Annotated in this window: 26 protein-coding genes; 18 read left to right on the top strand and 8 right to left on the bottom strand. The window is 58.8% G+C overall.

The features are described from left to right. Window positions 1–28 precede the first annotated feature (28 nt). Window positions 29–2068, bottom strand: coding sequence for a DNA helicase RecQ (gene recQ, locus ACR0LN_RS10365; protein ID WP_480429569.1), 2040 nt, complete (start codon window positions 2066–2068; stop codon window positions 29–31). A gap of 78 nt (window positions 2069–2146) precedes the next feature. Next, window positions 2147–2434 carry a YggT family protein gene (locus ACR0LN_RS10360; RefSeq protein ID WP_170382138.1) on the bottom strand — a complete coding sequence of 96 codons (288 nt, stop codon included), beginning with the start codon at window positions 2432–2434 and terminating at the stop codon, window positions 2147–2149. On the opposite strand from ACR0LN_RS10360, the gene ACR0LN_RS10355 reads away from it, so the two are divergent. From ACR0LN_RS10355 to smpB, 10 genes are all read left to right on the top strand, one after another. Then, entirely contained in the window at window positions 2324–3931 is a 1608-nt protein-coding gene (locus ACR0LN_RS10355) for an MFS transporter (protein WP_480429568.1), read from the top strand. The genes ACR0LN_RS10360 and ACR0LN_RS10355 overlap by 111 nt on opposite strands. Next, window positions 3928–4791, top strand: coding sequence for a penicillin-insensitive murein endopeptidase (gene mepA / locus ACR0LN_RS10350; RefSeq protein ID WP_480429567.1), 864 nt, complete (start codon window positions 3928–3930; stop codon window positions 4789–4791). Before ACR0LN_RS10355 ends, mepA begins: the two co-directional genes overlap by 4 nt. Next, entirely contained in the window at window positions 4764–5648 is an 885-nt protein-coding gene (locus ACR0LN_RS10345; protein ID WP_480429566.1) for an esterase-like activity of phytase family protein, read from the top strand. The genes mepA and ACR0LN_RS10345 overlap by 28 nt, the downstream gene beginning before the upstream one ends. A gap of 91 nt (window positions 5649–5739) precedes the next feature. Beyond that, window positions 5740–6384, top strand: a complete 645-nt coding sequence (locus tag ACR0LN_RS10340) for a queuosine precursor transporter (protein ID WP_480429565.1) — start codon at window positions 5740–5742, stop codon at window positions 6382–6384. A gap of 263 nt (window positions 6385–6647) precedes the next feature. Further along, window positions 6648–7067: an alternative ribosome rescue aminoacyl-tRNA hydrolase ArfB gene (gene arfB / locus ACR0LN_RS10335; protein ID WP_480429564.1), complete on the top strand. Its 420-nt coding sequence runs from the start codon at window positions 6648–6650 to the stop codon at window positions 7065–7067. Window positions 7068–7122: 55 nt separating this feature from the next. Beyond that, on the top strand, window positions 7123–7869 hold the full coding sequence (locus tag ACR0LN_RS10330; RefSeq protein WP_480429563.1) for an SDR family oxidoreductase: 747 nt from the start codon (window positions 7123–7125) through the stop codon (window positions 7867–7869). Window positions 7870–7947: 78 nt separating this feature from the next. Further along, complete coding sequence (locus ACR0LN_RS10325; protein ID WP_480429688.1) at window positions 7948–8964, top strand: P1 family peptidase; 1017 nt, start codon at window positions 7948–7950, stop codon at window positions 8962–8964. Window positions 8965–9077: 113 nt separating this feature from the next. Then, window positions 9078–9491, top strand: a complete 414-nt coding sequence (locus ACR0LN_RS10320) for a c-type cytochrome (protein ID WP_480429562.1) — start codon at window positions 9078–9080, stop codon at window positions 9489–9491. Between the two features lie 205 nt (window positions 9492–9696). Then, entirely contained in the window at window positions 9697–10239 is a 543-nt protein-coding gene (gene idi / locus ACR0LN_RS10315) for an isopentenyl-diphosphate Delta-isomerase (RefSeq protein WP_480429561.1), read from the top strand. A 47-nt stretch (window positions 10240–10286) separates the two neighbouring features. Continuing rightward, window positions 10287–10769: an SsrA-binding protein SmpB gene (gene smpB, locus ACR0LN_RS10310; RefSeq protein WP_170382128.1), complete on the top strand. Its 483-nt coding sequence runs from the start codon at window positions 10287–10289 to the stop codon at window positions 10767–10769. An 8-nt stretch (window positions 10770–10777) separates the two neighbouring features. Here the strand turns inward: smpB and ACR0LN_RS10305 are convergent, their stop codons facing one another. From ACR0LN_RS10305 to panB, 4 genes are all read right to left on the bottom strand, one after another. After that, window positions 10778–11194 carry a VOC family protein gene (locus ACR0LN_RS10305; RefSeq protein ID WP_480429559.1) on the bottom strand — a complete coding sequence of 139 codons (417 nt, stop codon included), beginning with the start codon at window positions 11192–11194 and terminating at the stop codon, window positions 10778–10780. An 80-nt stretch (window positions 11195–11274) separates the two neighbouring features. Beyond that, window positions 11275–12753 (bottom strand): glycerol kinase GlpK, encoded by a 1479-nt coding sequence (gene glpK / locus ACR0LN_RS10300; protein ID WP_480429557.1) that lies wholly within the window; start codon window positions 12751–12753, stop codon window positions 11275–11277. Between the two features lie 67 nt (window positions 12754–12820). Continuing rightward, entirely contained in the window at window positions 12821–13663 is an 843-nt protein-coding gene (gene panC / locus ACR0LN_RS10295) for a pantoate--beta-alanine ligase (protein ID WP_480429555.1), read from the bottom strand. Then, a complete protein-coding gene (panB, locus tag ACR0LN_RS10290) occupies window positions 13660–14499 on the bottom strand; it encodes a 3-methyl-2-oxobutanoate hydroxymethyltransferase (RefSeq protein WP_480429552.1) in 840 nt (279 codons plus the stop codon). The genes panC and panB overlap by 4 nt, the downstream gene beginning before the upstream one ends. A gap of 171 nt (window positions 14500–14670) precedes the next feature. Between panB and ACR0LN_RS10285 the strand changes: the two genes are divergently transcribed. Genes ACR0LN_RS10285 through ACR0LN_RS10260 form a run of 6 tightly spaced genes read left to right on the top strand, consistent with a single transcriptional unit; the run spans window position 14671 to window position 22167 of the window. After that, window positions 14671–16158 (top strand): ABC transporter substrate-binding protein, encoded by a 1488-nt coding sequence (locus ACR0LN_RS10285; RefSeq protein WP_480429550.1) that lies wholly within the window; start codon window positions 14671–14673, stop codon window positions 16156–16158. A gap of 60 nt (window positions 16159–16218) precedes the next feature. Beyond that, a complete protein-coding gene (locus ACR0LN_RS10280) occupies window positions 16219–17289 on the top strand; it encodes a ligand-gated ion channel (protein WP_480429548.1) in 1071 nt (356 codons plus the stop codon). Window positions 17290–17329: 40 nt separating this feature from the next. Beyond that, the gene (locus ACR0LN_RS10275; RefSeq protein WP_480429547.1) at window positions 17330–18277 is read left to right on the top strand and encodes an ABC transporter permease; all 948 of its coding nucleotides are present in this window, start codon (window positions 17330–17332) and stop codon (window positions 18275–18277) included. Next, a complete protein-coding gene (locus ACR0LN_RS10270) occupies window positions 18274–19089 on the top strand; it encodes an ABC transporter permease (RefSeq protein ID WP_480429545.1) in 816 nt (271 codons plus the stop codon). Before ACR0LN_RS10275 ends, ACR0LN_RS10270 begins: the two co-directional genes overlap by 4 nt. Beyond that, window positions 19086–20696 carry an ABC transporter ATP-binding protein gene (locus tag ACR0LN_RS10265; protein ID WP_480429544.1) on the top strand — a complete coding sequence of 537 codons (1611 nt, stop codon included), beginning with the start codon at window positions 19086–19088 and terminating at the stop codon, window positions 20694–20696. The genes ACR0LN_RS10270 and ACR0LN_RS10265 overlap by 4 nt, the downstream gene beginning before the upstream one ends. A gap of 19 nt (window positions 20697–20715) precedes the next feature. Beyond that, complete coding sequence (locus ACR0LN_RS10260) at window positions 20716–22167, top strand: aldehyde dehydrogenase family protein (protein WP_480429542.1); 1452 nt, start codon at window positions 20716–20718, stop codon at window positions 22165–22167. Window positions 22168–22170: 3 nt separating this feature from the next. On the opposite strand, the gene pncB is transcribed toward ACR0LN_RS10260, so the two are convergent. Beyond that, the gene (gene pncB, locus ACR0LN_RS10255; protein ID WP_480429540.1) at window positions 22171–23463 is read right to left on the bottom strand and encodes a nicotinate phosphoribosyltransferase; all 1293 of its coding nucleotides are present in this window, start codon (window positions 23461–23463) and stop codon (window positions 22171–22173) included. 166 nt (window positions 23464–23629) lie between these two features. Between pncB and ACR0LN_RS10250 the strand changes: the two genes are divergently transcribed. Beyond that, window positions 23630–24163, top strand: a complete 534-nt coding sequence (locus tag ACR0LN_RS10250; protein WP_480429539.1) for a hypothetical protein — start codon at window positions 23630–23632, stop codon at window positions 24161–24163. Here the strand turns inward: ACR0LN_RS10250 and pncA are convergent. Continuing rightward, window positions 24160–24753 (bottom strand): bifunctional nicotinamidase/pyrazinamidase, encoded by a 594-nt coding sequence (pncA, locus tag ACR0LN_RS10245; RefSeq protein ID WP_480429537.1) that lies wholly within the window; start codon window positions 24751–24753, stop codon window positions 24160–24162. The two genes, ACR0LN_RS10250 and pncA, sit on opposite strands and share 4 nt — an antisense overlap. Before the next feature lie 115 nt (window positions 24754–24868). Between pncA and trhO the strand changes: the two genes are divergently transcribed. Further along, window positions 24869–25774: an oxygen-dependent tRNA uridine(34) hydroxylase TrhO gene (gene trhO, locus ACR0LN_RS10240; RefSeq protein ID WP_480429535.1), complete on the top strand. Its 906-nt coding sequence runs from the start codon at window positions 24869–24871 to the stop codon at window positions 25772–25774. Window positions 25775–25826 lie beyond the last annotated feature (52 nt).

Below are 25826 nucleotides of genomic sequence, written 5' to 3'. Positions count from 1 at the left end.
CCCTCGTTTCTTGCCTGATGCAGGGTATCTAGCCCGCCTGACGCAGCACGTCCAGAAAGGCGGCGCCAAACCTTTCGTGACGTCGGTCGCCCAGTACCTGCTCAATCGCGCGGGGGTCGTCGGTGCGCAGTTGCGCGACCTTAGCCAGTTGCGAGGCCGAGCAGGTCAGCGGCTTATCGATCCCGTCAGGACCACGCGCCAGATCATTCTGCACGGACAGCAATTGGTCGTAGATATCGCCCTGATCCCGACCCGCCAGTTTGCGGCGGGCTGGGTGGAGGGCTTTAGCCTCTCCGGCGATGACCTCAAGGAAAGTGTCACCATAGCGTTCCAGCTTTTTTGCACCCACGCCGCCAATTCGGGCCATATCGTCCAGATTCAAGGGGCGTTTCTCAGCCATTTCGATCAGGGTACGGTCTGGGAAGATGACATAGGCCGGTACCCGCGCGGATTCCGCCAGCGCGCGACGTTTGGCCTTGAGGGCGCTTAGCAACGGCGCGTCTTCCTCGGACACCATCATTTTGACGGCGGGGCGGCGCGTGGCCTTACGAATCGTGTCCTTGCGCAGATTGATCTGTTCCTCACCCTTCAGGATCGGTTTGGCGGCTTCGGTCATGCGCAGCGCGCCGTGGCGTTCGGGGTCCGGGCGCACCAGATCGTGCCCCATCATCTGCCGGAAGATTGCCTGCCATTGCGGGCGCGACCAGTCTTTGCCAATGGCCCAAGTAGACAGAGAGTCATGACGCCGGGCACGGATCTTGTCTGTTTCATTGCCTAAAAGGATATCAATCAGATGACCCGCGCCGAACCATTCCTCGGTGCGCAGGATCGCCGACAGGGCCATGCGGACAGGGGTGGTGCCGTCGAAGACCTCGGGCGGGGTATCGCACAGGTCGCACTTTCCGCAAGGTTCCGCCTGTTCGCCAAAATATCCCAGCAAGGTTTGGCGGCGGCAAACCAGCGCCTCGGCCAGACCCAACAAGGCGTTCAGGCGGGCATGATCGGCCATACGCCGTTCGGGCGGGGCCAGCCCTTCATCGATTTGAGAGCGGCGGAGGCGAATGTCATCCGGGCCAAACAGGGTCAGGGTTTCGGCGGGGCCACCATCGCGACCGGCACGACCGATTTCCTGATAGTAGGCCTCGATGGACTTGGGCAGGTCCGCATGGGCGACCCAGCGGATATCGGGTTTGTCGATGCCCATGCCAAAGGCCACGGTGGCAACGACGATCAGACCATCCTCACGCGCAAAGCGGGTTTCGACGATGCGGCGATCCTCGGGGTCCATGCCGCCGTGATAGTGGCAGGCGCTGTGGCCTTCTTCGCGCAGGGCTTGGGCCAGCACCTCGGTCTTGTTTCGGGTGCCGCAATAGACGATGCCGGATTGCCCTTTCCGCGCGGCTGCGAAATCAAGGATTTGCTTACGCGGCCCATCCTTGGCGGCAAAGGCAAGGTGAATGTTGGGCCGGTCGAACCCGCGCAGGAATTTACGGGGGGCAGTGCCGTCGAACAGTTTCTCGACGATCTCATCCTGCGTTTCCGCATCAGCTGTTGCGGTGAAGGCCGCCAGTGGTACATCCAGCGCGCGCCGCAGCTCTCCGATCCGCAGATAATCGGGGCGGAAATCGTGGCCCCATTGGCTGACGCAGTGGGCCTCGTCGACCGCAATCAGGCTGACATTTATTCGACGCAACATGCCCAAGGCCGACCCGGCGGCCAGACGTTCGGGGGCCATGTACAGCAGTTTCAGCCGCCCGGCCTCCAACGCTTCCCACACGGCATCGGTTTCTTCTTGGGTGTTGCCCGAGGTCAGCGCCCCGGCTTCAACACCTGCCTCTTGCAAGCCGCGCACCTGATCGCGCATGAGGGCGATCAGGGGGGAAATCACCACCGTCACCCCATCGCGCAGCAGGGCAGGCAGCTGATAACACAGAGATTTGCCGCCGCCCGTTGGCATGATGGCCAGCACGTTTTCACCCAGCGTGACGGCATCGACGATCTCCTCCTGACCGGGGCGGAAGTCGTCGAATCCAAAGACATCTCGCAGCAAAGGCGCGGCGTCGAACATGTGCGGGGTTGCCCTGTTTTAAGGTTTATCTGCTCTTAAGACAGGACAATCACACACTAAGATTCGGTGAACAAGAGGTCAGTAAAAGTAGGGTGCGTTGTTGATCAGGATGATCCGCAGCGCATAGACCCCGATCAGCACGACCAGAGGCGTCAGGTCCAGCCCACCCATGTTGGGCAGAACACGGCGGATCGGGCCATAAATAGGCTCTAATATACGGTTCAAACCGTACCAGATTTGCGCCACCAACTGTTGATGCAGGTTGAGCACCTGAAAATTGATCAGCCAGCTCATGATCACATGGGCCAGAATGATGAACCAGACAATGTCCAGGATCAGCAGCAGAATTTGGATCAGCGACAGCATGGGGCCTCCGGTAAATACGCGAAACGAGAGGTAAGCGCCCCCGCGACAAAGAGCAAGCCCGCGCCAACAGAACGCTTGCGAATTGGGGCAAAGCCCCGTCTTATGAAGCCAACAAAAACAGGGGCGGTTATGGCAGAGATTTCCAAGCGCAAGCGCATTTGGGGCTGGTGGTTTTTCGACTGGGCCACGCAGCCCTATCACACCCTTTTGGTGACCTTTGTCTTTGGCCCCTATTTTGCCGGGGTTGCGGCGGGCTATTTTTCGGGCACGGGATTGGATGCCGAGGCAGCGGCAGCGCGGGCGCAGACGGTTTGGGCCAATTGCCTGACCATCACCGGGTTGATCATCGCGTTTGGCGCGCCGTTGTTGGGGGCGATGGCGGATGTGTCCGGGCGGCGGATTCCGTGGATATTTGCGTTTTCGGTGATGTACGCGGTGGGGTCGGCTGCACTGTGGTTTATGTTGCCTGACGGTTCAAACATGTGGCTGATGCTGTCGGCCTTTGGTTTGGGGTTTGTGGGTGCGGAATATGCGCTGATCTTCATCAACTCTCAGCTGCCGGAACTGGGCGACGACAATGAAGTTGGAGAGATTTCGGGCTCGGGCTTTGCGTTTGGCTATTTTGGCGGGTTGATCTCGCTCGCAATCATGCTGACCCTGTTTGTCGAACAGCCCAACGGCAAGACGCTGATCGGGATGGACCCGATATTCGGGCTGGATGCGGCGCAGCAACAGGGCACACGTTTCGTTGGCCCTTTCACCGCCCTGTGGTTCATCCTGTTCATGGTGCCCTATTTCCTGTGGGTCCGTGACGGCCCGGACAGCAACAAAACGGGCAGTCTGGGTGAGGCGCTGCGTCTGCTGGGCAAGTTGGTCTCGGACCTGCGTCACCGGGGCAGTCTGGCCTGTTATCTGGGCTCGTCCATGTTTTATCGCGATGCCCTGAACGGGCTCTACAGCTTTGGCGGCGTCTATGCCCGGCTGGTGTTGGAGTGGGATCTGATCAAGATCGGCGTGTTCGGGATTGTCAGCGTTTTGGCCTCGGCCATCTTTGCCTGGATCGGGGGCAAGCTGGACAAGAAATACGGGCCTAAACCGGTGATTTTGGTCACCATCTGGGTTTTGATCTTTGTCTGTCTGACCGTGGTGTCGATGGATCGCACGCAGGTTTACGGTATCTCACTACCCGAAGGATCAAGCCTGCCGGATTTGGTGTTCTTCGGCTGCGGCATCCTGATCGGCGGCATGGGCGGTATCCTGCAATCGGCCAGCCGGTCCTTGATGGTGCGCCACACCGATCCCAAGACCCCGGTCGAAAGCTTTGGTCTTTATGGTCTGTCAGGCCGCGCCACTGCCTTTGCCGCACCGCTTTTGATTGGAATTGCCACAACCGTGACGGGCAGCGCACGGCTGGGGGTGTCACCAATCATTCTGTTGTTTATTCTGGGTCTGTTCCTAATGCGCTGGGTGAAACCGGAAGGGGATCAGAGCAGATGATTATACTACGTTTTTTGACAATAATCGCCGCGATCACATGGGCAGGCACGGCAGGGGCGCAACCTCTGGCCAAGCAATTGTTCGGGGCGCAAAAGCAAAGCTCACAGCAAAAACCGGCCGCGTTCGGCAGTTATTCGCGCGGATGCGCTGCCGGGTCGGTGCAACTGCCCGAAACAGGCCCGACATGGCAGGCCATGCGCCTGTCGCGCAATCGCAACTGGGGGCATCCGGTTGCGATTGATTATGTGCAGGACCTCAGCCGGTTTGCCGCCAAGCAACCGGGGTGGAATGGTCTCTATATCGGGGATATCAGCCAACCGCGGGGCGGGCCGATGACCTCGGGCCATCGGTCGCATCAACTGGGTTTGGATATCGATATCTGGATGCTGCCGGGGGACAATATGCGCCTCAGCCGCAAGGCGCGTGAAAACCTTTCGTCGATTTCCCTGCGCCGCTCGAACGGAGCCTTCGTGAACAGCAACTGGACCAAGCAGCACCATGCGGTTCTGCGCGAGGCAGCCAAGGACAAGCGGGTCGCACGGATTTTTGTCTTTCCAGGCGCCAAGGTTGAAATGTGCAAAAACGAGAAAGGTAACCGCGCCTATCTGCGCAAGATCCGCCCGTGGTGGGGGCATCACTATCATTTCCATGTCCGCCTGAACTGCCCCAGAGGCTCGCGCGGATGCGTCAATCAGGATGCGCCGCCTAAGGGCGATGGCTGTGCCGAGGCGCAGCAATGGGTGAACAACATCCTCAACCCACCGCCACCGGACCCAAACGCGCCAGCACCCAAGAAACGCCGTGAATATGTGTTGGCCGACTTGCCCCAGCAATGCGCAGCCGTTTTGCAATCCAACTGATCGCTGGTCTGTTTCTGGCTGGATCGGTCTGGGCGGTTGAGGTCAAGACCGCCACCCATCTGACCAGTTTCGACTGGCGGCATAGCGAGCGCTGGTTCGGCGGGTTCTCGGCCATCCACATCTCAGATAACGGGCGTTATATGATGACGCTCAGCGACCGGGCGCAATTGGTGGCTGCGTGGATAGACCGTGACGGCGATCAGATCACCGATATCCGAATTCTGGGTCACTGGCCGGTATTATCCAGCACTGGTCGGATATTGCCGGGCTATGTCGGAGATTCCGAAGGGATCGCGATTGCACCGGATGGCGGGCTCTATATCTCGTTTGAAGGGGTCCATCGCGTGGCTTACTACGCGGCACCCGGAACAAAAGGCCGGGTGCTTCCACGTCCCAAGGCATTCGATACACTGGACGGGAATGGGTCGTTCGAAGGGCTTGCGATCGACGACAGAGGGCGTCTCTATACGCTGCCCGAAAAAAACCGTACCGTGCAGGGCGACATCCCCGTCTACCGCTGGGATGGAAAAACATGGTCAACGCCTTTTGTTTTGCCACCGCGAGGTAGATTCCTGCCTGTGGCCGCTGATTTCGGTCCGGACGGACGGTTCTATATGCTGGAGCGCAGTGTTTCTTTAACAGGATTTCGCGCGCGTCTGCGTCGGTGGGATGTCTCGAGTGACGTTCCGAAAGCCGAAGAGACCCTTTTCGAAACCGGCACCGGCGCGCATGACAACCTCGAAGGTCTGTCGGTTTGGCGTGATGATCAGGGGCGGATGCGGGCGACTATGATCTCGGACGACAACTTTCTGGCCCTGCAGCGCACCGAACTTGTCGAATACCTGCTGCCCGATTGACAGAGGCCCGGCAAGGGTCTAAACGCACGGCTTGCCTTGGGATGAGCCCGAGGCCAAGTCGCCGCTACCTTGTCAAAACGGGCATCTGAAAATGCAACGCGCTTACATTCCCGGCATTCTTGCCATGGCCGCCATTGTTGTGGCCTCAAACATCCTTGTTCAGTTCCTGATCTTTGACGGGTTGCTGACCTGGGGTGCCTTCACTTATCCGCTGGCTTTTCTGGTCACCGACATTATGAACCGCGTCTATGGCGTGGCCACCGCCCGCAAGGTCGTGTTTGCCGGGTTCATCACTGGTATCATCTGCTCGTTGATCGGCAGCCAGATCATGCTGCAGGGCGACGGGTTCACCTATGCCGCCGTACCGCTGCGCATCGCCGTGGCCTCGGGCACCGCCTTCCTGATCGCACAGCTGACTGACGTCACTGTGTTCAACTCGCTGCGTGGCGGCCGCTGGTGGCGCGCGCCGCTGGTCTCGACGCTGGTTGGTTCGGCGCTGGACACCGCGCTGTTTTTCACCATCGCCTTCTCGGCCTCGGTTACGTTCTTCGGTGCCAACGCCGACGCCGCGATCAACTGGGCGTGGGAGCCTGTCCCGTTCATGCTGTCCGGCCCGATGGCCCCGCTTTGGGTGACGCTGGCCTTTGCTGACTGGCTGGTGAAACTGTCGCTGGCGTTGATCGCCTTGATCCCGTTCAAAGTGATCGTTGCGCGGTTGACCGCTCAGCCCGCGTAAAAAAGTGCTTTGAGAATGGCGCATCTTGTGTCAGGCTCAAAGTTAACCGCAACAGATAGAAAAGGAGGTGATCCAGTGTCGAGAAAGAGATTGGAGAGAGGTGTCGGAACAACCGGGGGGATCGCCTGCTAGGGCAGCCCTTGGCGGAGCACTCGCTCCGGCTGGTCGATTGATCTAACCGACCCAACCTCCTGTACTTTCGAAGGGCCGTCCCGCCGGGGCGGCCCTTTTTGTTTCTGCCCGCGCCGGATAAGGTCCACCCCATGTTGCGCATCACCGACGATATCGCCCTGCAAGATTGGGAAATGACCGAGAGCTTTGTCCGTTCGTCCGGTCCCGGCGGGCAGAATGTGAACAAGGTCTCGACCGCTGTTGAACTGCGGTTCGAGGCCGCGCGCTCTCCGTCTTTGCCCGACCCGGTCAAGTCGCGCTTGAAACGGCTGGCAGGGCGGCGTTGGACCAAGGATGGCGCGATCATCATCCAATGCGAGGAAACCCGGTCGCAGGCCCGCAACCGTGAAATCGCCCGTGCCCGTCTGGCCGATCTGATCACCCGTGCGCTGGTCAAACCTAAGCGACGAATTGCAACCAAACCCACCTATGGTTCGGTCAAACGTCGGCTGGCCGCAAAAAAAGCCAGGTCTGATGTGAAAGCACTGCGCGGTAAGGTTTCGGAAGATTGATCTGGAAACTTCGTGGGTCCTTGCTAGTTTGGTCTCATAGGTGGAGAGCAATATCATGAGGTTAGAGGGAAAAACCGCAATCGTGACCGGCAGCGCGTCCGGTTTCGGTGCTGGGATCGCGCAGAAGTTCCTGACCGAAGGCGCCCGTGTCATGATCGCCGATATTAACGGGGACGCGGCCGAGGTTCAGGCGAACCAGTTGGGGCCCAATGCCTTTGCCTATCAGGTTGATCTGGCAAACGGGCCTTCGGTGCAGGCCATGGCGGACTTTGCGATGGATCGGTTCAGCCATCTGGACATTCTGGTCAACAACGCCGGCGTAACGCACCTGCCGACACCGCTAGAGGACGTGACCGAGGAGGATTTCGACCGCGTCTTCAACGTAAACATGAAATCCGTCTACCTGACCGCACGCGCTTTGGTGCCCGCGATGAAAGCACGCGGCGCCGGGGCCATTCTGAACGTGGCTTCGACCGCTGGTCTTTCGCCACGCCCGAACCTGAATTGGTACAACGCCTCCAAAGGCTGGATGATCACGGCGACCAAGACGATGGCAGTGGAATTGGCCCCTAGCGGCGTGCGCGTGAATGCGATCTGTCCGGTGGCTGGCGAAACGCCACTGCTTAAATCCTTCATGGGCGAGGATACACCCGAGATGCGGGCAAAATTCCTGTCAACAATCCCTCTGGGCCGGTTTTCGACACCGGAAGACATGGCCAATGCCGCCTGTTTCCTGTGCTCGGACGAGGCCAGCATGATCACCGGCACTGCATTGGAGGTCGACGGTGGCCGCTGTATCTGACCCGCACTTCATCTTTTCAAAAATACTGTCGCCGAAGGCAGTGCGCCTGTGCGCTTACAGACAGCCCCCAAGACCGTTATGACCCCCGGACTCAGAAACCTGATCACCGATGTCCCCGGCCTTTTGGTTGGAAACGCGCAGGACGACACGCTGAAATCCGGCTCAACCGTTCTGACGTCGGATCAGGCTTTTGTCGCTTCGGTCCACGTGATGGGTGGTGCACCGGGCACGCGTGAAACTGATTTGCTGGCACCAGACAAATCCGTGGCACGGGTAGACGCGATTGCGTTGTCCGGCGGATCGGCGTTCGGGTTGGATGCCTGTTCCGGGGTGTCGGATGCGTTGCGCGACCGAGGCCGCGGGTATCCGGTGGGCGATACCGTGGTGCCGATCGTACCTGGGGCTATCCTTTTTGACCTGTTGAATGGTGGCGACAAGGCTTGGGTCGAAAACCCCTATCGCGCTTTGGGCCGGGCGGCATTTGAGGGGGCCGCTCAGGAATTCGCACTCGGGTCCGCAGGGGCGGGCACTGGTGCACTGGCGGCGCGGCACAAGGGCGGTTTGGGCTCGGCTTCTCTGGTGCTGGATTCTGGCGTTGCCGTCGGCGCCTTGGTTGCGGCCAATCCGATGGGCAGCGTGACCACGCCAAGCGATCGTCATTTCTGGTCCGCCCCATTTGAACTCGGTGCAGAATTCGGTGGGTTAGGGCCTGATTCCAACACAGGGCTGGGTCTGCCCGCGGTCAGCCTCAAGGCTCAGGTCATGCGACCTGCAGAGCCCGACCAAGGCAATACAACCATTGCCATTGTCGCCACCGATGCAGCGCTGTCGAAACCGCAATGCCAACGCTTGGCCGTGGCGGCCCATGATGGCATCGCGCGGGCTATAATGCCCGCGCATACTCCGGGTGACGGAGATTTGGTTTTCGGAGTCAGCACAGGTGCGCGTACCGTCGACACCGAAGCAGAACTTGGACTGATCGGGCACGCGGCCTCGATCTGTCTGGCGCGGGCGATTGCGCGGGCGATCTACCTGGCGACTCCGTCTGAGGGCGATCTTTTGCCCTGCTGGTCAGAGTTGCATGACATAAGTTAAGGACGGCCACACTGTCGCAGTGGCACAGTACCCGCGCGCGGCAATCTGCGCGTTGACTCTTTTTTGCGCCGACGGTCCATTCGGTGCAGCCAATTTGTATCGGAGCAAAAGCTATGAATCGCATCCTCGCTACCGCAATCGTCGGCCTGCTGGCCCTTCCCGTTTACGCCGAAGGCGACGCTGAGGCCGGTAAAAAGGCCTTCAATAAGTGCAAATCCTGCCACCTGATCGCGGATCCCGCGGGCGAAGTGATTGTCAAAGGCGGTAAAACAGGCCCCAACCTTTACGGTATTGCAGGTCGCACCGCAGGCACCGTCGAAGGGTTCAAGTACGGTGACAGCATCGTCGCAGCCGGTGAAAACGGCCTGGTCTGGGATGAAACCACTTTTGTCGAATATGCGCAGGACCCCAAGGCGTTCCTGAAGGACTATCTGGGTGAAACCTCGGCCAAGTCCAAGATGACGTTTAAGCTGAAGTCGGGTGCCGAGGATGTCTACGCCTATATCGTCAGCGTGTCTGGCGAATAACGCCTGCCTCAAGACAACCAAAAAAGTTACGAAAGGCCGCAGCCCCTGCGGCCTTTCGTGCGATTGATAAGCGAATGGATCAGCGCCACTTTGGATGTGCGCGACTCATCCTGCCTTTGCAGGGTTTCGCCAAGCCAAGCCGATCTGGTGGCAGCCAATTCCGTATTTCCAGCCGCTCTGGTGAATCGGCAGCAGGAGAAGACAGATGGGAATCATGATCCCGGCCTGGGTTGACGGTGAATTGACCCCCGTGGACAAGCTTGAGGCGCATGAAAAGGGCCTTCGGCATAAGGCGGTGTCGGTCTTCGTTGTCCGCGGCACCGAGATTCTGTTGCAGCGTCGGGCCATGGGCAAATACCACACGCCCGGTCTGTGGGCGAACACCTGCTGCACCCATCCCGATTGGGGTGAAACGCCTTCGGAATGCGCCGTGCGGCGTCTGCGCGAAGAGTTGGGGATTACTGGCCTTTATCCCGAATACCGCCACCGGCTGGAGTACCACGCCGATGTTGGAAACAACATGATCGAACATGAGGTGGTCGATATCTTTCTGGCGCATGTTCGCGGTCCACTGAAAATCGAACCTAACCCGGACGAAGTGATGGATATTCGCTGGATCGACTACCATGACCTTCTGGCTGAAGTGCAACGCCATCCGCAACGATTCACGCCTTGGCTGAAGATTTACCTACACAGCTATGCCGACACGATTTTTGGCCCTGACCTGATCATCTCGGCCACGTCCTGACCGCTACGGCTTGCAAGGGCCGCCCAAGCGGCCTAAATCAACGCGTCATGGCCAAGCAAAAGCAAAAGACAGACCCGAACTACAAAGTGATCGCCGAAAACCGGCGTGCCCGCTTCGATTACGCGATCGAAGAGGATATCGAGTGCGGCATCGTGCTGGAAGGGTCCGAGGTCAAATCCCTGCGCGCGGGCGGGTCGAACATCGCCGAAAGCTATGCCTCGGTCGATGATGGAGAGCTGTGGCTGATTAACAGCTATATCGCGCCCTATGAGCAGGCGAAGGTGTTCAAACACGAAGAACGCCGCCGCCGCAAATTGCTGGTGTCGCGTAAAGAGCTGTCAAACCTGTGGAATGCGACCCAGCGCAAAGGCATGACGCTGGTACCGCTGGTGCTGTATTTCAACCACAAGGGTCGGGCAAAGCTGAAAATCGGCATCGCCAAAGGTAAAAAGCTGCACGACAAACGCGAAACTCAGGCCAAACGCGACTGGTCACGTCAAAAGCAGCGGTTGATGAAAGATCACAGCTAAGGTCCGTTTTACCCGTCTCGCCCGGGTTCGTTCGGATTGCTTGAGTACAGCGCGATTTTGTTTCCCTGTGGGTCTCGCAAATAGCCGACGTAGAAACGGGGCCCGTAACTGTCCCGAAAGCCCGGCGGTCCTTCGTCGGAACCTCCGGCCTCAAGGGCCGCGGCGTGCAGGTCGCGAACCTGTTTTTGGCTGCGTGCCAGAAAAGCGATCATCGACCCGTTCCCGGCTGACGCTGGGCGGCCATCAAAGGTGTGCCTGACGTATATCTCAGGCTGATTAGGAGATTTGCCCGGTTCTGCGGGCAATGCAAAGCTCAAACCCTCTGATTGCTCTTCGAACTTGTAACCCAGTGCTGGTAAAAACGCGGAATAAAACTGTTTCGCGATTGCAAGGTCATCGGCTCCGATAGTGATGTAAGCAATCATGCGAAACCTTTCTGTGCGAATGTTCCAGTCATTTGACGTGTGTGGGCCAAAACCCGGTTTGGCCCAACAATAGTGCCTGATTAGAATCCCATGGCCGCAGAAACGGCACGTTTCCAGCGGTCATATGCTGCATCCCTTTCTTCGGCGGACAATTCCGGTTCAAAGCGGCGATCCAGCGCCCAGGTTTCCGAAAACCCCTGTTGATCCGGGTACACACCCGCGCGCATCCCGGCCAGCCAGGCTGCGCCCAATGCGGTGGTTTCTTGCATAACGGGACGGTCAACCTCGGCCCCAAGATAGTCTGAAAGCCCCTGCATCGCCCAATCGGACGCGCTGGCGCCGCCATCCACGCGCAGAGTCACGTCCGTATCCGCGCCCCAGTCGCCCTGCATCGCGTGCCACAGGTCGCGGGTTTGGTAGGCGATGCTTTCCAGCGTTGCGCGGGCAAACTCTGCACGGCCCGAGTTGCGGGTCAGGCCAAAGACAGCACCCCGGCAATCCGGCTTCCAATAGGGCGCGCCAAGGCCTGTAAAGGCGGGGACCAGCACCACATGCTGGTTCGGGTCAGCTTTTTGCGCCAGTTCTCCGCTTTCGGGGGCTGACTCGATGATCTGTAACGCATCGCGCAGCCATTGCACGGCAGCCCCGGCCACAAAGATCGACCCTTCCAGCGCATAGGTACGCTTGCCGTCCAGCTGATAGGCAATCGTGGTCAACAGTCGGTTCTTCGACTCAACCGGCTTGTCACCCGTGTTCAGTAGGGCAAAACAGCCGGTGCCATAGGTCGATTTCATCATGCCGGGTTGGAAACAAGCCTGCCCGATCGTGGCCGCTTGCTGATCTCCGGCCACGCCCAAAATCGGGATATTCTCCCCAAATAGAGTCGTTTTTCCGAAATCCGAAGCGCAATCATGTACGTCCGGCAGCATATTCATCGGCACGTCCAGCAGGTCGCAAATCTCGGCGCTCCATTCGCCCTTGTGGATGTCGAACAGCAAGGTACGAGCTGCGTTGGTAGCGTCGGTTACGTGGCTGCGCCCTTCGGTCAGGCGCCAGATCAGGAAGCTGTCGATGGTGCCGAACAGCAGCTCTCCGGCCTCGGCGCGGTCGCGTGCGCCCGGCACGGTATCCAGCAGCCATTTGACCTTGGTGCCCGAGAAATAGGGATCCAGCAGCAGCCCGGTCTGGGCGGTCACGTCATCCTCACACCCGGCTTGCTTGTAGCGGGCGCAAATCTCGGCTGTGCGGCGGTCCTGCCAGACGATGGCGTTGTGGATCGGTTTGCCGGTGGCGCGGTCCCAGACGACGGTGGTTTCGCGCTGGTTGGTGATGCCGATCCCCGCGATCTGATCTGCGGTCACGCCGACCGTCTCCATCACCTCGCGGCAGACGCGCAGAACGCTGTCCCAGATTTCTTCGGCATCGTGTTCGACCCAGCCTTCCTGCGGGAAATGCTGGGTGAATTCGTGCTGCGCGGTGCCCGCGCGTTGCATGTCTGCGTCGAATAGAATGGCCCGCGATGATGTGGTGCCCTGATCAATGGCGAGAATATAGGTCATTCCGCGCGCCCCTCCCGTTTGGTTTTGCGGGACTTTAGCGCGAACAGTAACAATCGTGCCAGAGCGTTCAGACAGGAATATTGTCGATCAGTCGCACCCCGTCCGCCCAAGTGGCGGCAAACAGCCGTGCGGGGCGCGTTGCGTGGGTCAGCGGCTCTAGCGTGTCGGCGCAGCGCAGGTGAACATATTCAACCTGTGTAAAACCTGCGGCCAGAAGATCGGCCTCGGCCTTGGTGGCCAATGTATCAAACGCAGCCCCGGTTTTCAGAGACTGGGCCAGACCCTGCATAATCCGATGCTTGTTGGCGGCTATCGCCAGCCCCTCGGGCGAAAGCAGCAGGTTGCGCGAAGACATCGCTAACCCCGATGGTTCGCGCACTGTGGGGCAGCCGACCACCTCAATCGGGATGTCCAGATCACGCGCCATGCGGCGGACGATCATCAGCTGTTGATAATCTTTTTCCCCGAAATAGGCGCGATCTGCCTGCGTTTGCAGAAATAGCTTGGCAACAACCGTGGCGACGCCATCAAAGTGGCCGGGGCGAAATTCACCCTCCATCACATTGGTCAGACCGGTGACGGAAACGGTCGTGGCAAAGCCTTGCGGATAGACCTCTTCGGGCTCGGGCACGTAGATCGCGTCAACGCCATGGGGGGCCAATTTTTCTGCATCCTCGTTCTCGGTGCGCGGGTATTTTGCCAGATCGTCCGGGTTGTTGAACTGTTTGGGGTTTACAAAGATCGTCACGATCACCCGGTCGGTCCCGGCCTTAGCGGCCTCGACCAGAGACAGATGCCCCTGATGCAGTGCGCCCATTGTCGGGACGACGCCAATGGTTTCGCCGTTGCGGTGCCATTCGGTGGTCAGCGCGCGCAGGTCTTTGAGGCGGCGCAGGATGGGGGCGGTCATGTCTTGGGTCCTTTGGCCGGAGCCTGATCGGAGAATACGTGTTCATCGGCCGGAAAGGTGCGGGCGCGGACTTCGGCGGCGTATTCGGCAATGGCGGCTTCGGCCTGCGGGCCAAGCTCGGCATAGCGTTTGACGAATTTCGGTTTGAAGGCGGTGAAAAAGCCCACCATGTCATCGACCACAAGAATCTGCCCATCACATCCGGCAGACGCGCCGATGCCGATGGTCGGGATCGCGACCTCGGCGGTGATCTGATCGGCCAGACCTTGCGGCACTTTCTCAAGCACGACGGAAAAGGCACCAGCCTCGGCCACCGCACGGGCGTCGGAGAGCACTGCTTCGGCCTGCTCGTCCCGGCCCTGCACCTTGTAGCCGCCCAGCGTGTTGATCGATTGCGGCGTCAGGCCGATATGCGCCATCACCGGAATGCCGCGCTTGACCAGAAAGCGGATGGTTTCGGCCATTTCAACCCCGCCCTCCAGCTTGACCGCGCCCGCGCTAGTCTCGGCCATCAGGCGCGCGGCGTTGCGAAAGGCATCGGCCGGGGAATGCTCATAGCTGCCAAAGGGCATGTCGATGACCACCATCGCCTTATCCAGTCCGCGCGAAACGGCCTGACCGTGCAGGATCATCATCTCCATGGTCACGCCCAGCGTGGATTCCAGCCCGTGCAGCACCATGCCGACGCTGTCGCCGACCAGAACGAAATCGCAATGTGCATCCATCAACCGCGCCATTGGCGTTGTATAAGCGGTCAGAGAGACCAGAGGTTCGCCCCCTTTGCAGGCACGGATGTCCTCGGCGTTTGGGGCTTTTTTGCGGGCGGTGGCGCTCATGATCGCTCCTCCGGTGTTCATGTTGCAGCGCGGCATAGCAGATTGCACAAGGTTATAGAAACCCCGGTTGCGCGAACATTCCCTTGATTGACCTTGGGTTTACGGGGACATTATCAAGTGAACGGCCCGAAATAACATAGGGTCAGGTATTTGAAACGGGGAGGTATTTTCATGACAAAGCAGGTGTTTCGAACCTTTGCCTCGGCGCTGGCAGTGGGTGCCAGCCTGTTTGCCGGACAGGCTTTGGCCAAGTCAGATATCACAATTGCGATGCAATTGGAGCCACCGCATCTGGATCCGACCAGCGCTGCGGCGCAGGCCATCGATTCGGTGGTGTATACCAATATCTTCGAAGGTCTGACCCGTTTCATGGGGAATGGATCGGTCGTTCCGGGGCTGGCCGAAAGCTGGGAGATTTCCGAGGACGGCACGGTTTATACCTTCAAACTGCATGACGGCGTAACCTTCCACGATGGGACCGCGATGGATGCCGAAGACGTCAAGTTCAGCCTTGACCGTGCCATGGCGGATGACAGCGCAAACGCGCAAAAGGCCCTGTTTGCCGGGATCGAAAGTGTCGAAGTTATCGACCCGCTGACCGTCAAGGTGACCTTGTCTGAACCGAACGGTAATTTCCTGTTCAATATGGCCTGGGGCGATGCAGTGATCGTCTCGGCGGACAGCATTGACTCGATCAAGACCAATCCTGTGGGTACGGGTGCCTTCACTTTTGGTAACTGGGTGCAAGGCGACAGTATCACGCTGAACCGCAATCCCGACTATTGGGGCGATCAGCCCGCGTTAGAGACTGCGACGTTCAAGTTTATCTCGGACCCGACCGCCGCTTTTGCCGCGATGATGGCCGAAGATGTGGACTATTTTGACAACTTCCCTGCGCCTGAGAACCTACCGCAATTCGAGGCCGACCCGCGCTTTCAGGTGCTTGTGGGCACGACCGAAGGTGAGACGATCCTGTCGACCAACAACAAGCAACCTCCGTTCGATGATATCCAAGTGAGGCAGGCCGTGGCCCATGCGATCGACCGACAGGCCATCATCGACGGTGCAATGTTCGGATATGGCACCCCCATCGGCACCCATTTCGCGCCACATAACCCGGCCTATGTCGATCTGACCGGCAATTCGGCCTATGACCCGAAGAAGGCCGCTGAACTGCTGGCAGATGCGGGTTATGCGGAAGGGTTCGAAACCACCCTGCATCTGCCGCCGCCTTCATATGCCCGTCGCGGAGGCGAGATTGTTGCCGCGCAATTGGCCGAAGTTGGCATCAAAGCTGAGATTATAAATGTGGAATGGGCGCAGTGGTTGGAATCAGTTTTCAAAGGCAAGGATTACGGGCTTACCATCGTCAGCCACACCGAACCGATGGATATCGGCATCTACGCGCGTCCCGACTACTATTTCCAGTATGATAGCGTTGACGCCCAAACGCTGATGGACCTCTTGAATGGTGCCACGGACCCGGATGAGCGGAAAAAGTTGCTGGGTGAAATGCAGCGTCTAATCGCCAGCGATTTCGTCAATGGCTATCTGTTCCAACTGGCCAAGCTGGGGGTTGCCAAGGCGGGTGTGCAAGGGTTGTGGGAGAACGCGCCGACCGCGGCAATTGACCTGACCCAAATCAGCTGGTCCGAATGAACAGACCCCGGGGCGGCAATCAATTGCCCCGGGCTCGAGTACCTCTAAGCGAGCCTGAACATGACCTTGGTCCGCGCCATATATTTTGTTCTGATTTCTGTGTGTCTGGTCGCGCTGGGCGGCGGGTCTGTAACAGCACAGAATGGATTGGAGCGCGGGCTGGGGGCACTGGTCGGTACGCCTGAAAACCCGCTGAAGGTGGGGATCGGAATTCGGATTGATCAAGTCACCAGTGTCGATCAGAAGGCCGAGAACTACGGCGCAGTGGTCGTTCTGCGCGCCGAATGGACCGACCCGGCACTGGCATTCGATCGCGATGTAGTTGGACGCGAGATTCAGGTCTTCAACCCTCCGGCGTTGGCCGAGCATGCGCGCGGTCTTGGGGCTATTGTGCCTGCCTTTGTAGTCCACAACCAGCAATCCAATAAATGGATACACGAATCCGCTGCCTCGCTGCGTTATGACGGCCATGTGGTCTATGTTGAGAAATCCTCACTGACGTTGCAGGCCCCGCATTTTGATTTCCGAAAGTACCCGTTCGACACGCAGGAGTTCTTTTTCGAAGTCGTCTCGGTCTTTCCGTCCGAATATGTGACCTATTACCCGCTTGAAGAATTCTCTGGCCTCGGTGACCTGCTGGGCGAGGAAGAATGGATATTGGACAACGCGCGGATCGTGCATTCAACAGTCATCGGCCTGTCCGGTCGGGAAAGCGACCAGATCGCGCTGGCGTTTGAGGGCCACCGGCACCTGACTTATTACGTGATCCGGGTGTTTCTGCCGATGCTGGTGCTCATCACGGTTGGCTGGGCGCTGTTCTTCCTGGACGAATATCGCCGCCGGATCGAAATCGCCGGTGGTAACCTGCTGGTCTTCGTGGCCTTCAACTGGGCCATCTCGGCCGATTTGCCAAAACTTGGATATCTGACCTTTCTGGATTTCATCCTGCAATGCATGTTCCTGATGACCGGGGCGTTGATCGTGTTCAACGTCGCCCTGCGCAAGCTGAAGGTCTCCGGGCATGAGGACGGGGCCAGAAAACTGGATAACTACGCGATCAAATGGATTTACCCATTGGGCTATGCCGCCATCGTTGCCTATGCGATTTTTGCCTATGTGCTGACGGGTTAGACGCTGGACCCGAGCTATGTGTGAGCCTAACGTGGCCTCAATGCTCCGTTATGCCGTCAAACGCCTGATATCTCTGCTGATCAGCCTCGTGGTTGCATCGGTGGTCATCTTTGCAGTGATCGAGGTGGCCCCGGGAGACCCTGCCTCGTTCATGTTGGGCGTGAACGCGCAAGAGGATACTCTGGCCGCGCTTCGGGCCGAACTGGGGTTGGACGGCTCGAAGATACAGCGCTATTTCTCGTGGGTCGGCGGGATGGTCGTGGGGGATTTCGGGACCTCTTACACCTATCGCACTCCGGTATCGCAGATGATCGCGGATCGGCTTTGGGTGTCGCTGCCGCTGGCGATTTATGCGCTGACCCTGTCCACTCTCATTGCTTTTCCTGCGGGGATTTACGCTGCTGCGCGCCGGGGCAAGCCCGGAGATCTGACGGTCATGGGCGCAACACAATTGGGCATAGCGGTGCCGAATTTCTGGTTCGCCATGATGCTGGTACTGATCTTCGCCATCAACCTGCGCTGGTTCAACGCCGGAGGGTTCGCCGGTTGGGACAAAGGGTTCTGGGTCGGGATGCATTCCCTAACTTTGCCCGCCATCGCGCTGGCCTTGCCTCAAGCGGCGATCTTGGCACGGGTCATGCGCTCGTCGCTGCTGGACATTCTAAGCGAGGACTTCATGCGCACCGCCCGCGCCAAAGGGCTTTCGCGTCGTCAGGCCCTGTGGCGGCATGGTGTGCGCAACGCGTTAATCCCGGTGCTGACCATTATCGGGCTGCAGTTTTCCTTTCTGCTGGCAGGGTCAATCATCATCGAGCAGGTCTTCTACCTGCCCGGCCTCGGACGGTTGGTGTTTCAGGCTATATCCGCCCGAGACCTGATTGTGGTGGAATCTGTGGTGATGCTGCTGGTCTTCGCCGTCATCACAGTGAACTTTCTGGTCGATCTGGCCTATGCCGCCGTTGATCCTCGCTTACGGAGCAGGACATGAGCCGCAATCTGATCCTTGGCGCAGTGCTGTCTTCGCTGGTTCTGCTGGCAGCACTGATTTCGTTTGTCTGGACGCCATATGACTACGCGGCGTTGGATATTCCCAACAAGCTGCAGACGCCCGACGCGCACCACTGGTTTGGCACGGATCACTTTGGACGCGACATGTTCTCGATGATCATGGTCGGTGCGCGGACCTCGATTGCAGTGGCGCTGGTGGCCGTGGGCATCGGTATGGCGCTGGGCGTGCCTTTGGGGTTGGCAGCGGCGGCACGCAATGGGTCCTGGCTGGATGAGGTGATCATGCGCGGAAATGATCTGGTCTTTGCCTTCCCTTCACTGGTCATCGCCATCCTGATCACCGCCGTGTTCGGGGCCGGAGCCATCAATGCCATCATCGCCATCGGCATCTTCAACATCCCCGTCTTCGCCCGCATCACCCGAGGGGCCGCGTTGTCGTTGTGGGAACGCGAGTTTATCCTCGCCGCTCGTGTCTCGGGCAAGGGCGCGGCGCGGATATCTGCCGAGCATATCCTACCCAACGTGGCGAACCTGCTGATTGTGCAGGGGACCATTCAATTCAGCCTTGGCATTCTGGCCGAAGCGGGCCTTTCCTATGTCGGTCTCGGCGCGCAACCACCCACACCCAGTTGGGGCCGCATGCTGGCCGATGCGCAGACAATGGTCAGTTTTGCTCCGCATTTGGCTCTGATTCCGGGGCTGGCGATTATCATAACCGTGCTGGGTTTGAACCTGCTGGGCGACGGCTTGCGGGATTGGCTGGACCCCCGGATCAGGGTGGCCCGCGCATGAGCTTGTTGCAAATCGAAAACCTGTCTCTGTCGATCCACGATGCGGACATCCTAAAGCAGGTCAGCCTTTCCATCGCACCTGGTCAGATCGTGGCCGTGACCGGAGAGAGCGGTTCGGGCAAGTCGATGACCGCGCTCGCCGTGATGCAACTTCTGCCAAACGGAGCCGAGGCAACAGGAGCGATCCGGCTAGAGGGTCAGGACCTGTTGAACGCCTCAGAGGCTGAGATGTGCGCCCTGCGTGGTGCGTCCATCGGAATGGTGTTTCAGGAGCCGATGACCGCGCTCAACCCGGTCAAAACTATCGGCGATCAAGTGACAGAGACCATCCTGATCCACAAAGCCATGCCTCGCGCACAGGCGAGGGAGCGCGCGCAGGAGGTACTGACCCGAGTCGGACTAGCGCCCGATCGCTTTCCCCTGTCCCGCTATCCGCATGAGCTGTCCGGCGGCCAGCGCCAGCGTGTGGTCATCGCTATGGCGATTGCGCTGCGCCCCAGGCTGTTGATTGCGGATGAACCGACGACGGCTTTGGATGTGACTACGCAGGCACAGATACTGGTCTTGCTTAAGGGGCTGGTGACCGAATACGGCATGGGCCTTTTGATGATCACGCATGATCTGGCTGTGGTGGCCGATATGGCGGATCAGATCGTCGTGATGCGCCGCGGCGAGGCAGTTGAACGTGGGGCAACGGACGATCTGCTGCGCAACATGCAGCACCCCTACACGCGGATGTTGTTCGAGGCCTCTGGCCATCAGGTGTCATTGCCTGACGTCCCGCAGCCGCAACCGTTGCTCGAAGTCGCGCAAGTTGTGCGAGACTATCGCCTGCCTCGGAAAAGCCTGTTCGGCACCCCCGGTTACACGCGCGCCGTCGATCAGGTCAGCTTTACCCTCAACAGGGGCGAACGCCTTGGTTTGGTCGGAGAGTCCGGCTGTGGAAAATCGACACTAACACGGGCGATACTGGGGCTAGAGGAGGTTCAGAGCGGCGAAATCCGCCTGGATGGTGAGCCTGTTTTTTCTGGTCACAAGCCCAATCCGAACGTGCGGCGTAAAATGCAGGTGGTGTTTCAGGACCCGTATGGCAGTTTCAACCCACGCCACAGGGTCGCGCGGCTGATCACCGAGCCATTTCACCTGCTCAATACGCCTCCGAGCGGATCAGAACGTCAGGATCGCATCGCCGAGATGTTGACCACCGTGGGACTCAGCCCTGACGATGCAGGCAAATACATCCATGAATTCTCGGGTGGGCAGCGGCAGCGGATTGCCATTGCACGTGCCTTGATGATCCGCCCTGATCTGATCCTGTTCGACGAGGCTGTCTCGGCCCTCGACGTTTCGGTTCGGGCGCAGATCCTGGATCTGCTGGCCGAGCTTTGTGGTACATATGATCTGACCTACCTGTTCATAAGCCACGACCTGAGCGTGGTGCGCACGATCACTGACAGGGTAATGGTGATGCAGGCGGGCCGGATTGTTGAGCAGGGCAACACCGAGCAGGTCTTTTCCGACCCGCAACAACCCTATACCCGCGCCTTGATCGAAGCCGCGCCGACACTGCCAGCTATCGGCGAAAATATGAAAAAAGCTATTAGTTAGAGCCGAAATGGAGGCCAAAATGTCCAATCCTCTCTGGTTCAATCCCAGCCTGTGTCTGATTGGCGGTGCGTGGGTCAGTCCCGCGTCGCAAACAACCCTTCCTCTGATCAACCCGTCGGATGGTTCTGAAATTTGCCACATCGCGCGCGGTGAGGCGGCAGATGTCGACGCCGCGGTTCAGGCAGCGCAAACCGCGCTGGACGGAGACTGGGGCCGAAAAACAGCGCTGGAACGGGGGCGAATTCTTACGCGTTTGGGACAGATGGTTTTGGAACGTGTGGATGATCTGGCCGCATTGGAAGCGATGGACGTGGGCAAGCCGCTGACCCAGGCGCGAGCGGACGCAGTGGCTTTGGCGCGGTATTGTGAGTTCTATGGCGGTGCGGCGGACAAGGTGATGGGCGAGACCATTCCATATCTGGATGGCTACACCGTCTATACCCTGCGCGAACCACACGGGGTCACAGGCCATATCGTACCGTGGAACTATCCGATGCAAATCATTGGCCGCTCGGTCGGTGCGGCGCTGGCGATGGGCAACGCCTGTGTGTTGAAACCGGCAGAAGAGGCCTGCCTGACAGCGCTGGCCTTCGCCCATATGGCGCAACATGCCGGCCTGCCCGCCGGAGCGTTGAATGTGGTGCCCGGTTTGGGGGCCGAGGCCGGGGCGGCCCTTTCGACACATCCGGGTGTGCATCATGTTTCGTTCACCGGCTCGGTCGCCACCGGGGCGCTGGTTCAACAGGCGGCTGGCCGCAATGTGGTGCCTGTGACACTGGAATTAGGTGGAAAATCCCCACAACTGGTGTTTGACGACGCTGATTTAGATGCCGCGCTGCCGTTTCTGGTGAATGCAGGTATTCAGAACGCCGGTCAGACTTGTTCCGCCTCGTCCCGCATTCTGGTGCAGCGCGGGGTGTATGAGCAGGTGAAAACCCGCATGGCGGCGGCCTATGCCGACCTGACAGTTGGTCCGGCGCAAGAGGATTTGAGAGTCGGGCCACTGATTTCAGCCCGCCAGAAAGAGATAGTTGAAACGTTTTTGGCCAAAGGTTCCGATCTGAGCATCGCAGCGCAAGGGCGTGTCGTCGAACATGCGCCAAAAGATGGGGCATACGTGCAGCCAACCCTGTTTGCAGATGTCCCGCCGGATCATGTTCTGGCGCAGGACGAAATATTCGGCCCTGTGCAGGTGCTGATCCCCTTCGAAACCGAGGACGAGGCCACCCAGATTGCCAACGCCACGGACTATGGTCTGGTCGCCAGCATCTGGACCCGCGACGGCGCGCGGCAGATGCGATTGGCGAAACGGTTAAGATCCGGTCAGGTGTTCATCAACAACTACGGCGCGGGCGGCGGGGTTGAGCTGCCCTTTGGCGGCGTTGGCAAGTCCGGCCACGGACGGGAAAAAGGGTTTGAGGCGCTTTATGGGTTTTCGCAGTTGAAAACCGTGGCTGCGTATCATGGTTAGGGTCTAAACAATGACCTCAATCGACTTTTGCGTGCCTACGCCGAACACACGTTTGTAGCGTTCGATCTCATTCTTTGGCCCCATGGCTTTTTCCGGGTTGTCTGACAGTTTCACCGTCGGGCGGCCATTGGCGGAAACCGCCTTGCACACCAGCGAAAACGGTGCCAGCGCGTCGCTGGGCACCAGCCCTCGGAAATCATTGGTCAGCAACGTGCCCCACCCGAACGAGACCTTGGTTCGATGCGCGAATTGGCCGTGCAATTCGCGGATTTTGTCCACGTCCAGCCCGTCTGAGAAGATTACCCGCTTTTGCGTCGGGTCCTCATCACGCGATTTCCACCATTTTATAGCAATCTCGGCCCCTGCTGCCGGATCACCGCTGTCGACGCGAATACCGGTCCAGCCGGCCAGCCAGTCGGGCGCGCGGTCCAGAAACCCTTGGGTGCCGTAGGTATCTGGCAGAATGATCCGCAGATTGCCGTCATGCTCTTCGTGCCAGTCGCTGAGGACGTCGTAGGGGGCTTGCGCCAGTTCATCATCAGAGCCAGCCAGCGCAGAATAGACCATGGGCAATTCATGTGCGTTGGTTCCGATCGCCTCAACTTCGCGCCGCATGGCGATCAGGCAATTGGACGTACCGGAAAACGCAGGACCCAATCCTTCGATCATGGCCTGCACGCACCAGTCCTGCCACAGGAAAGAATGACGCCGCCGAGTGCCGAAATCCGCGATGCCCAGCCCGTCAACCTGACGCAGTTGTTCGATCTTTTCCCAAACGCGGGTCATGGCGCGCGCGTAGAGCACCTGCAGTTCGAACCGGCGCATGTTGTTCAGAACCGCGCGGGAGCGTAGCTCCATCAATACGGCCAAAGCCGGGATTTCCCATAACATAACCTCGGGCCAACTACCTTCAAAGGTAAGTTCGTACTGATCACCCTTGCGTTCCAGATGATAGGGCGGCAGGCGCAGGTTCTCGAACCATTCCATAAAGTCTGAGCGGAACATCTGCCGTTTTCCGTAGAAGGTATTCCCCCGCAGCCAAGTGCTTTCGCCACGGCTGAGACTGAGTGAACGGATATGATCCAGTTGCTCGCGTAGTTCGCCTTCGTCGATCAATTCGGCCAATGGAATGTGATTCGACCGGTTTATCAGCGAAAAAACCACATCCGTTTGGGGCTTATTTCGAAACACTGACTGGCACATGAGCAGTTTGTAGAAGTCTGTGTCGATTAAAGACCGCACAATTGGATCAATTTTCCATTTATGATTGTACACGCGCGTCGCAATATCGACCATTGGAAAACTCCTGCGATTTCCGTTGTTAGATCAATAGGTGCGCGAATTGGCAAGAGTCGCTAGATTAGGGACAATGACAATGTCAGGTCACAAATCGAGCATATTGTGAGTTCTTTTCACCGGTTAGTGGAAAGAAAGGGTTGGAACGACAAGGTTTAGTTAGTGAATGGGTCTCGAGTACGACTTTGACATTGTAGCGATTGCACCGGACGAGGTGGATCCTGAACACGGCGTGGCAGCTGTGACAGGCCATCGTGCGGTTCGTGCGTCGTTTCGCGATGAGCGGACCGTCGAGGCTCTGTACAGCGCGTCGCCGAAAATCCGCCGTATCTTTGTTGAGTCAGGATTTAGCCTCGAACCAAAAGGCGGCGACCTGCCGCATGGGCTTTACCTGCCCGAAGATGAGCAGGATCGTGAACGCATCCTGAAACGATTGTTTGCAAATATCCGCAATATGGGTGTTCAGGGTGAATACTGCGGAGACTTCGATTTCTGGCAGTTTCTCGATGACGTGAAAAGAGCACGCCCACAAGCAAAAGCTGCTAGATATGTCCCGGACCATACGCCCAATCGCCACGACACTTCTGTGCCAAAACCAAAAAAACGTTCGCTTCAATGGCGTATCGGGGTTGCCCTGGGTCTGGCCGTTCTTGTGATCGCTATACTAAGGTTCCTTGCCGCAATGGGGTCCAACCCTTAAGCAAAAGTGACACCTGCATCTCGCATCGCGTGTTCGGCGGCAAACAACGATCCGTCCAGATCAATCGCTCGGCAGGCGTCCATTTGAACTATTACGTCAAATCCAAGCCGTGCGGCGTCCACGGCCGAGAAGTGGACGCAGAAATCCGTAGCCAGGCCCACCAGCGTCAGTTTGTCGATGCCGCGCGTGGTCAGATATCCCTGAACCCCGGTTGGCGTGGTCCGGTCATTCTCGAAAAAGGCAGAATAGCTGTCGATGGCGCTGCGGAACCCTTTTCGAATGATCAGATCACCATCCGTGCGCAAATCTGGATGAAAGTCGGCACCTTGCGTGGCTTGCACGCAGTGATCTGGCCATAGAACCTGCGGACCGTAGGGCATTTCCGTCACGTCGAAGGGGTTCTTTCCTGCGTGAGAACTGGCAAATGAGGAATGGCCTGCAGGATGCCAGTCCTGCGTCAGGATCACGGCATCGAAATCGTCCATCATGGCGTTGATAAGAGGGACGACCTTATCCCCATTTGGCACCGCCAATGCGCCGCCGGGGCAGAAATCGTTCTGGACGTCGATTACAAGCAGGGCATGGGCCATCGTGGTCTCTCCTCTGATTGCTCTATCGGTACGGGGCGCGGACGCGGCCGTCAATCTTGCAGGGGTGTCAATCCGATCCCTTGCGACTCTGCGCCAGCGGGTTTAGACCGCGCGCATGTATACGATCGCTGCTCTCTATCACTTCACCCGTTTCCCTGATCACGCTGCCCTGCGTGAGCCATTGCTGGAGCTGTGCCGCGCACAGTCGGTCAAAGGCACGCTTTTATTGGCGCAAGAGGGGATCAACGGCACCATCGCCGGGCCTCGCGCCGGGATCGATGCGGTGTTGACGCATATCAAGGGCCTGCCGGGCTGTGCCGATCTGGAGTGGAAAGAGGCGACCGCCGACCACCCTCCGTTTGGCAAAATGAAGGTCCGCCTGAAGAAAGAGATCGTTACCATGGGGCAGCCGGATGTCGATCCGCGCGCCCGTGTCGGCAACTATGTCGAGCCTGAAGATTGGAACGATCTGATCCGCTCGGATGATGTGGTGGTGATCGACACGCGCAATGATTACGAGGTGGCGATTGGCACCTTTGAGGGCGCAATAGACCCTGAAACAGCCAGTTTCCGCGAATTCCCCGCTTGGTGGGAAGAAAACAAAGAGCGGTTCCACAACAAGCGGGTCGCCATGTTCTGCACAGGCGGTATCCGCTGTGAGAAATCCACCAATTTCCTGCTGGGTCAGGGCGTCGAGGATGTGTACCACCTGAAAGGCGGCATCCTGCGCTATCTCGAAGAAATGCCCGCCGAGGACAGCACCTGGCAGGGTGAGTGTTTCGTCTTTGACAACCGCGTGTCGGTTGGCCACGGGCTGGTCGAAGGCCCGCACAACCTGTGCCATGGCTGCCGCCGCCCGATCCTGCCCGAGGATATGAAGCGTCCTGAATACGAACACGGCGTGTCGTGCCATCAATGCGTCAACGAGACGTCCGAGGTCGACAAGATGCGGTTCCGCGAGCGGCAAAAGCAGATCCTGCTGTCCCGCCAGCGCGGGCAAGAGCATCTGGGCGCCGACTAACGCTTTGATAAATAAGGTTGCGGACACGGGCCGGAACGCCGATCATTGGGCC

The sequence above is a fragment of the Ruegeria sp. AA6 genome (assembly GCF_056542865.1).
The sequence above is the reverse complement of the archived record's forward strand: the minus strand, read 5'-3'. Positions and strand labels throughout refer to the sequence as shown.

Coding starts and splice junctions, on each gene's coding strand:
- recQ (WP_480429569.1), bottom strand. CDS start 2,068: ATGTTCGACGCCGCGCCTTTGCTGCGAGATGTCTTTGGATTCGACGAC.
- ACR0LN_RS10355 (WP_480429568.1), top strand. CDS start 2,324: ATGCAGGTTGAGCACCTGAAAATTGATCAGCCAGCTCATGATCACATG.
- ACR0LN_RS10360 (WP_170382138.1), bottom strand. CDS start 2,434: ATGCTGTCGCTGATCCAAATTCTGCTGCTGATCCTGGACATTGTCTGG.
- mepA (WP_480429567.1), top strand. CDS start 3,928: ATGATTATACTACGTTTTTTGACAATAATCGCCGCGATCACATGGGCA.
- ACR0LN_RS10345 (WP_480429566.1), top strand. CDS start 4,764: ATGCGCAGCCGTTTTGCAATCCAACTGATCGCTGGTCTGTTTCTGGCT.
- ACR0LN_RS10340 (WP_480429565.1), top strand. CDS start 5,740: ATGCAACGCGCTTACATTCCCGGCATTCTTGCCATGGCCGCCATTGTT.
- arfB (WP_480429564.1), top strand. CDS start 6,648: ATGTTGCGCATCACCGACGATATCGCCCTGCAAGATTGGGAAATGACC.
- ACR0LN_RS10330 (WP_480429563.1), top strand. CDS start 7,123: ATGAGGTTAGAGGGAAAAACCGCAATCGTGACCGGCAGCGCGTCCGGT.
- ACR0LN_RS10325 (WP_480429688.1), top strand. CDS start 7,948: ATGACCCCCGGACTCAGAAACCTGATCACCGATGTCCCCGGCCTTTTG.
- ACR0LN_RS10320 (WP_480429562.1), top strand. CDS start 9,078: ATGAATCGCATCCTCGCTACCGCAATCGTCGGCCTGCTGGCCCTTCCC.
- idi (WP_480429561.1), top strand. CDS start 9,697: ATGGGAATCATGATCCCGGCCTGGGTTGACGGTGAATTGACCCCCGTG.
- smpB (WP_170382128.1), top strand. CDS start 10,287: ATGGCCAAGCAAAAGCAAAAGACAGACCCGAACTACAAAGTGATCGCC.
- ACR0LN_RS10305 (WP_480429559.1), bottom strand. CDS start 11,194: ATGATTGCTTACATCACTATCGGAGCCGATGACCTTGCAATCGCGAAA.
- glpK (WP_480429557.1), bottom strand. CDS start 12,753: ATGACCTATATTCTCGCCATTGATCAGGGCACCACATCATCGCGGGCC.
- panC (WP_480429555.1), bottom strand. CDS start 13,663: ATGACCGCCCCCATCCTGCGCCGCCTCAAAGACCTGCGCGCGCTGACC.
- panB (WP_480429552.1), bottom strand. CDS start 14,499: ATGAGCGCCACCGCCCGCAAAAAAGCCCCAAACGCCGAGGACATCCGT.
- ACR0LN_RS10285 (WP_480429550.1), top strand. CDS start 14,671: ATGACAAAGCAGGTGTTTCGAACCTTTGCCTCGGCGCTGGCAGTGGGT.
- ACR0LN_RS10280 (WP_480429548.1), top strand. CDS start 16,219: ATGACCTTGGTCCGCGCCATATATTTTGTTCTGATTTCTGTGTGTCTG.
- ACR0LN_RS10275 (WP_480429547.1), top strand. CDS start 17,330: ATGCTCCGTTATGCCGTCAAACGCCTGATATCTCTGCTGATCAGCCTC.
- ACR0LN_RS10270 (WP_480429545.1), top strand. CDS start 18,274: ATGAGCCGCAATCTGATCCTTGGCGCAGTGCTGTCTTCGCTGGTTCTG.
- ACR0LN_RS10265 (WP_480429544.1), top strand. CDS start 19,086: ATGAGCTTGTTGCAAATCGAAAACCTGTCTCTGTCGATCCACGATGCG.
- ACR0LN_RS10260 (WP_480429542.1), top strand. CDS start 20,716: ATGTCCAATCCTCTCTGGTTCAATCCCAGCCTGTGTCTGATTGGCGGT.
- pncB (WP_480429540.1), bottom strand. CDS start 23,463: ATGGTCGATATTGCGACGCGCGTGTACAATCATAAATGGAAAATTGAT.
- ACR0LN_RS10250 (WP_480429539.1), top strand. CDS start 23,630: ATGGGTCTCGAGTACGACTTTGACATTGTAGCGATTGCACCGGACGAG.
- pncA (WP_480429537.1), bottom strand. CDS start 24,753: ATGGCCCATGCCCTGCTTGTAATCGACGTCCAGAACGATTTCTGCCCC.
- trhO (WP_480429535.1), top strand. CDS start 24,869: ATGTATACGATCGCTGCTCTCTATCACTTCACCCGTTTCCCTGATCAC.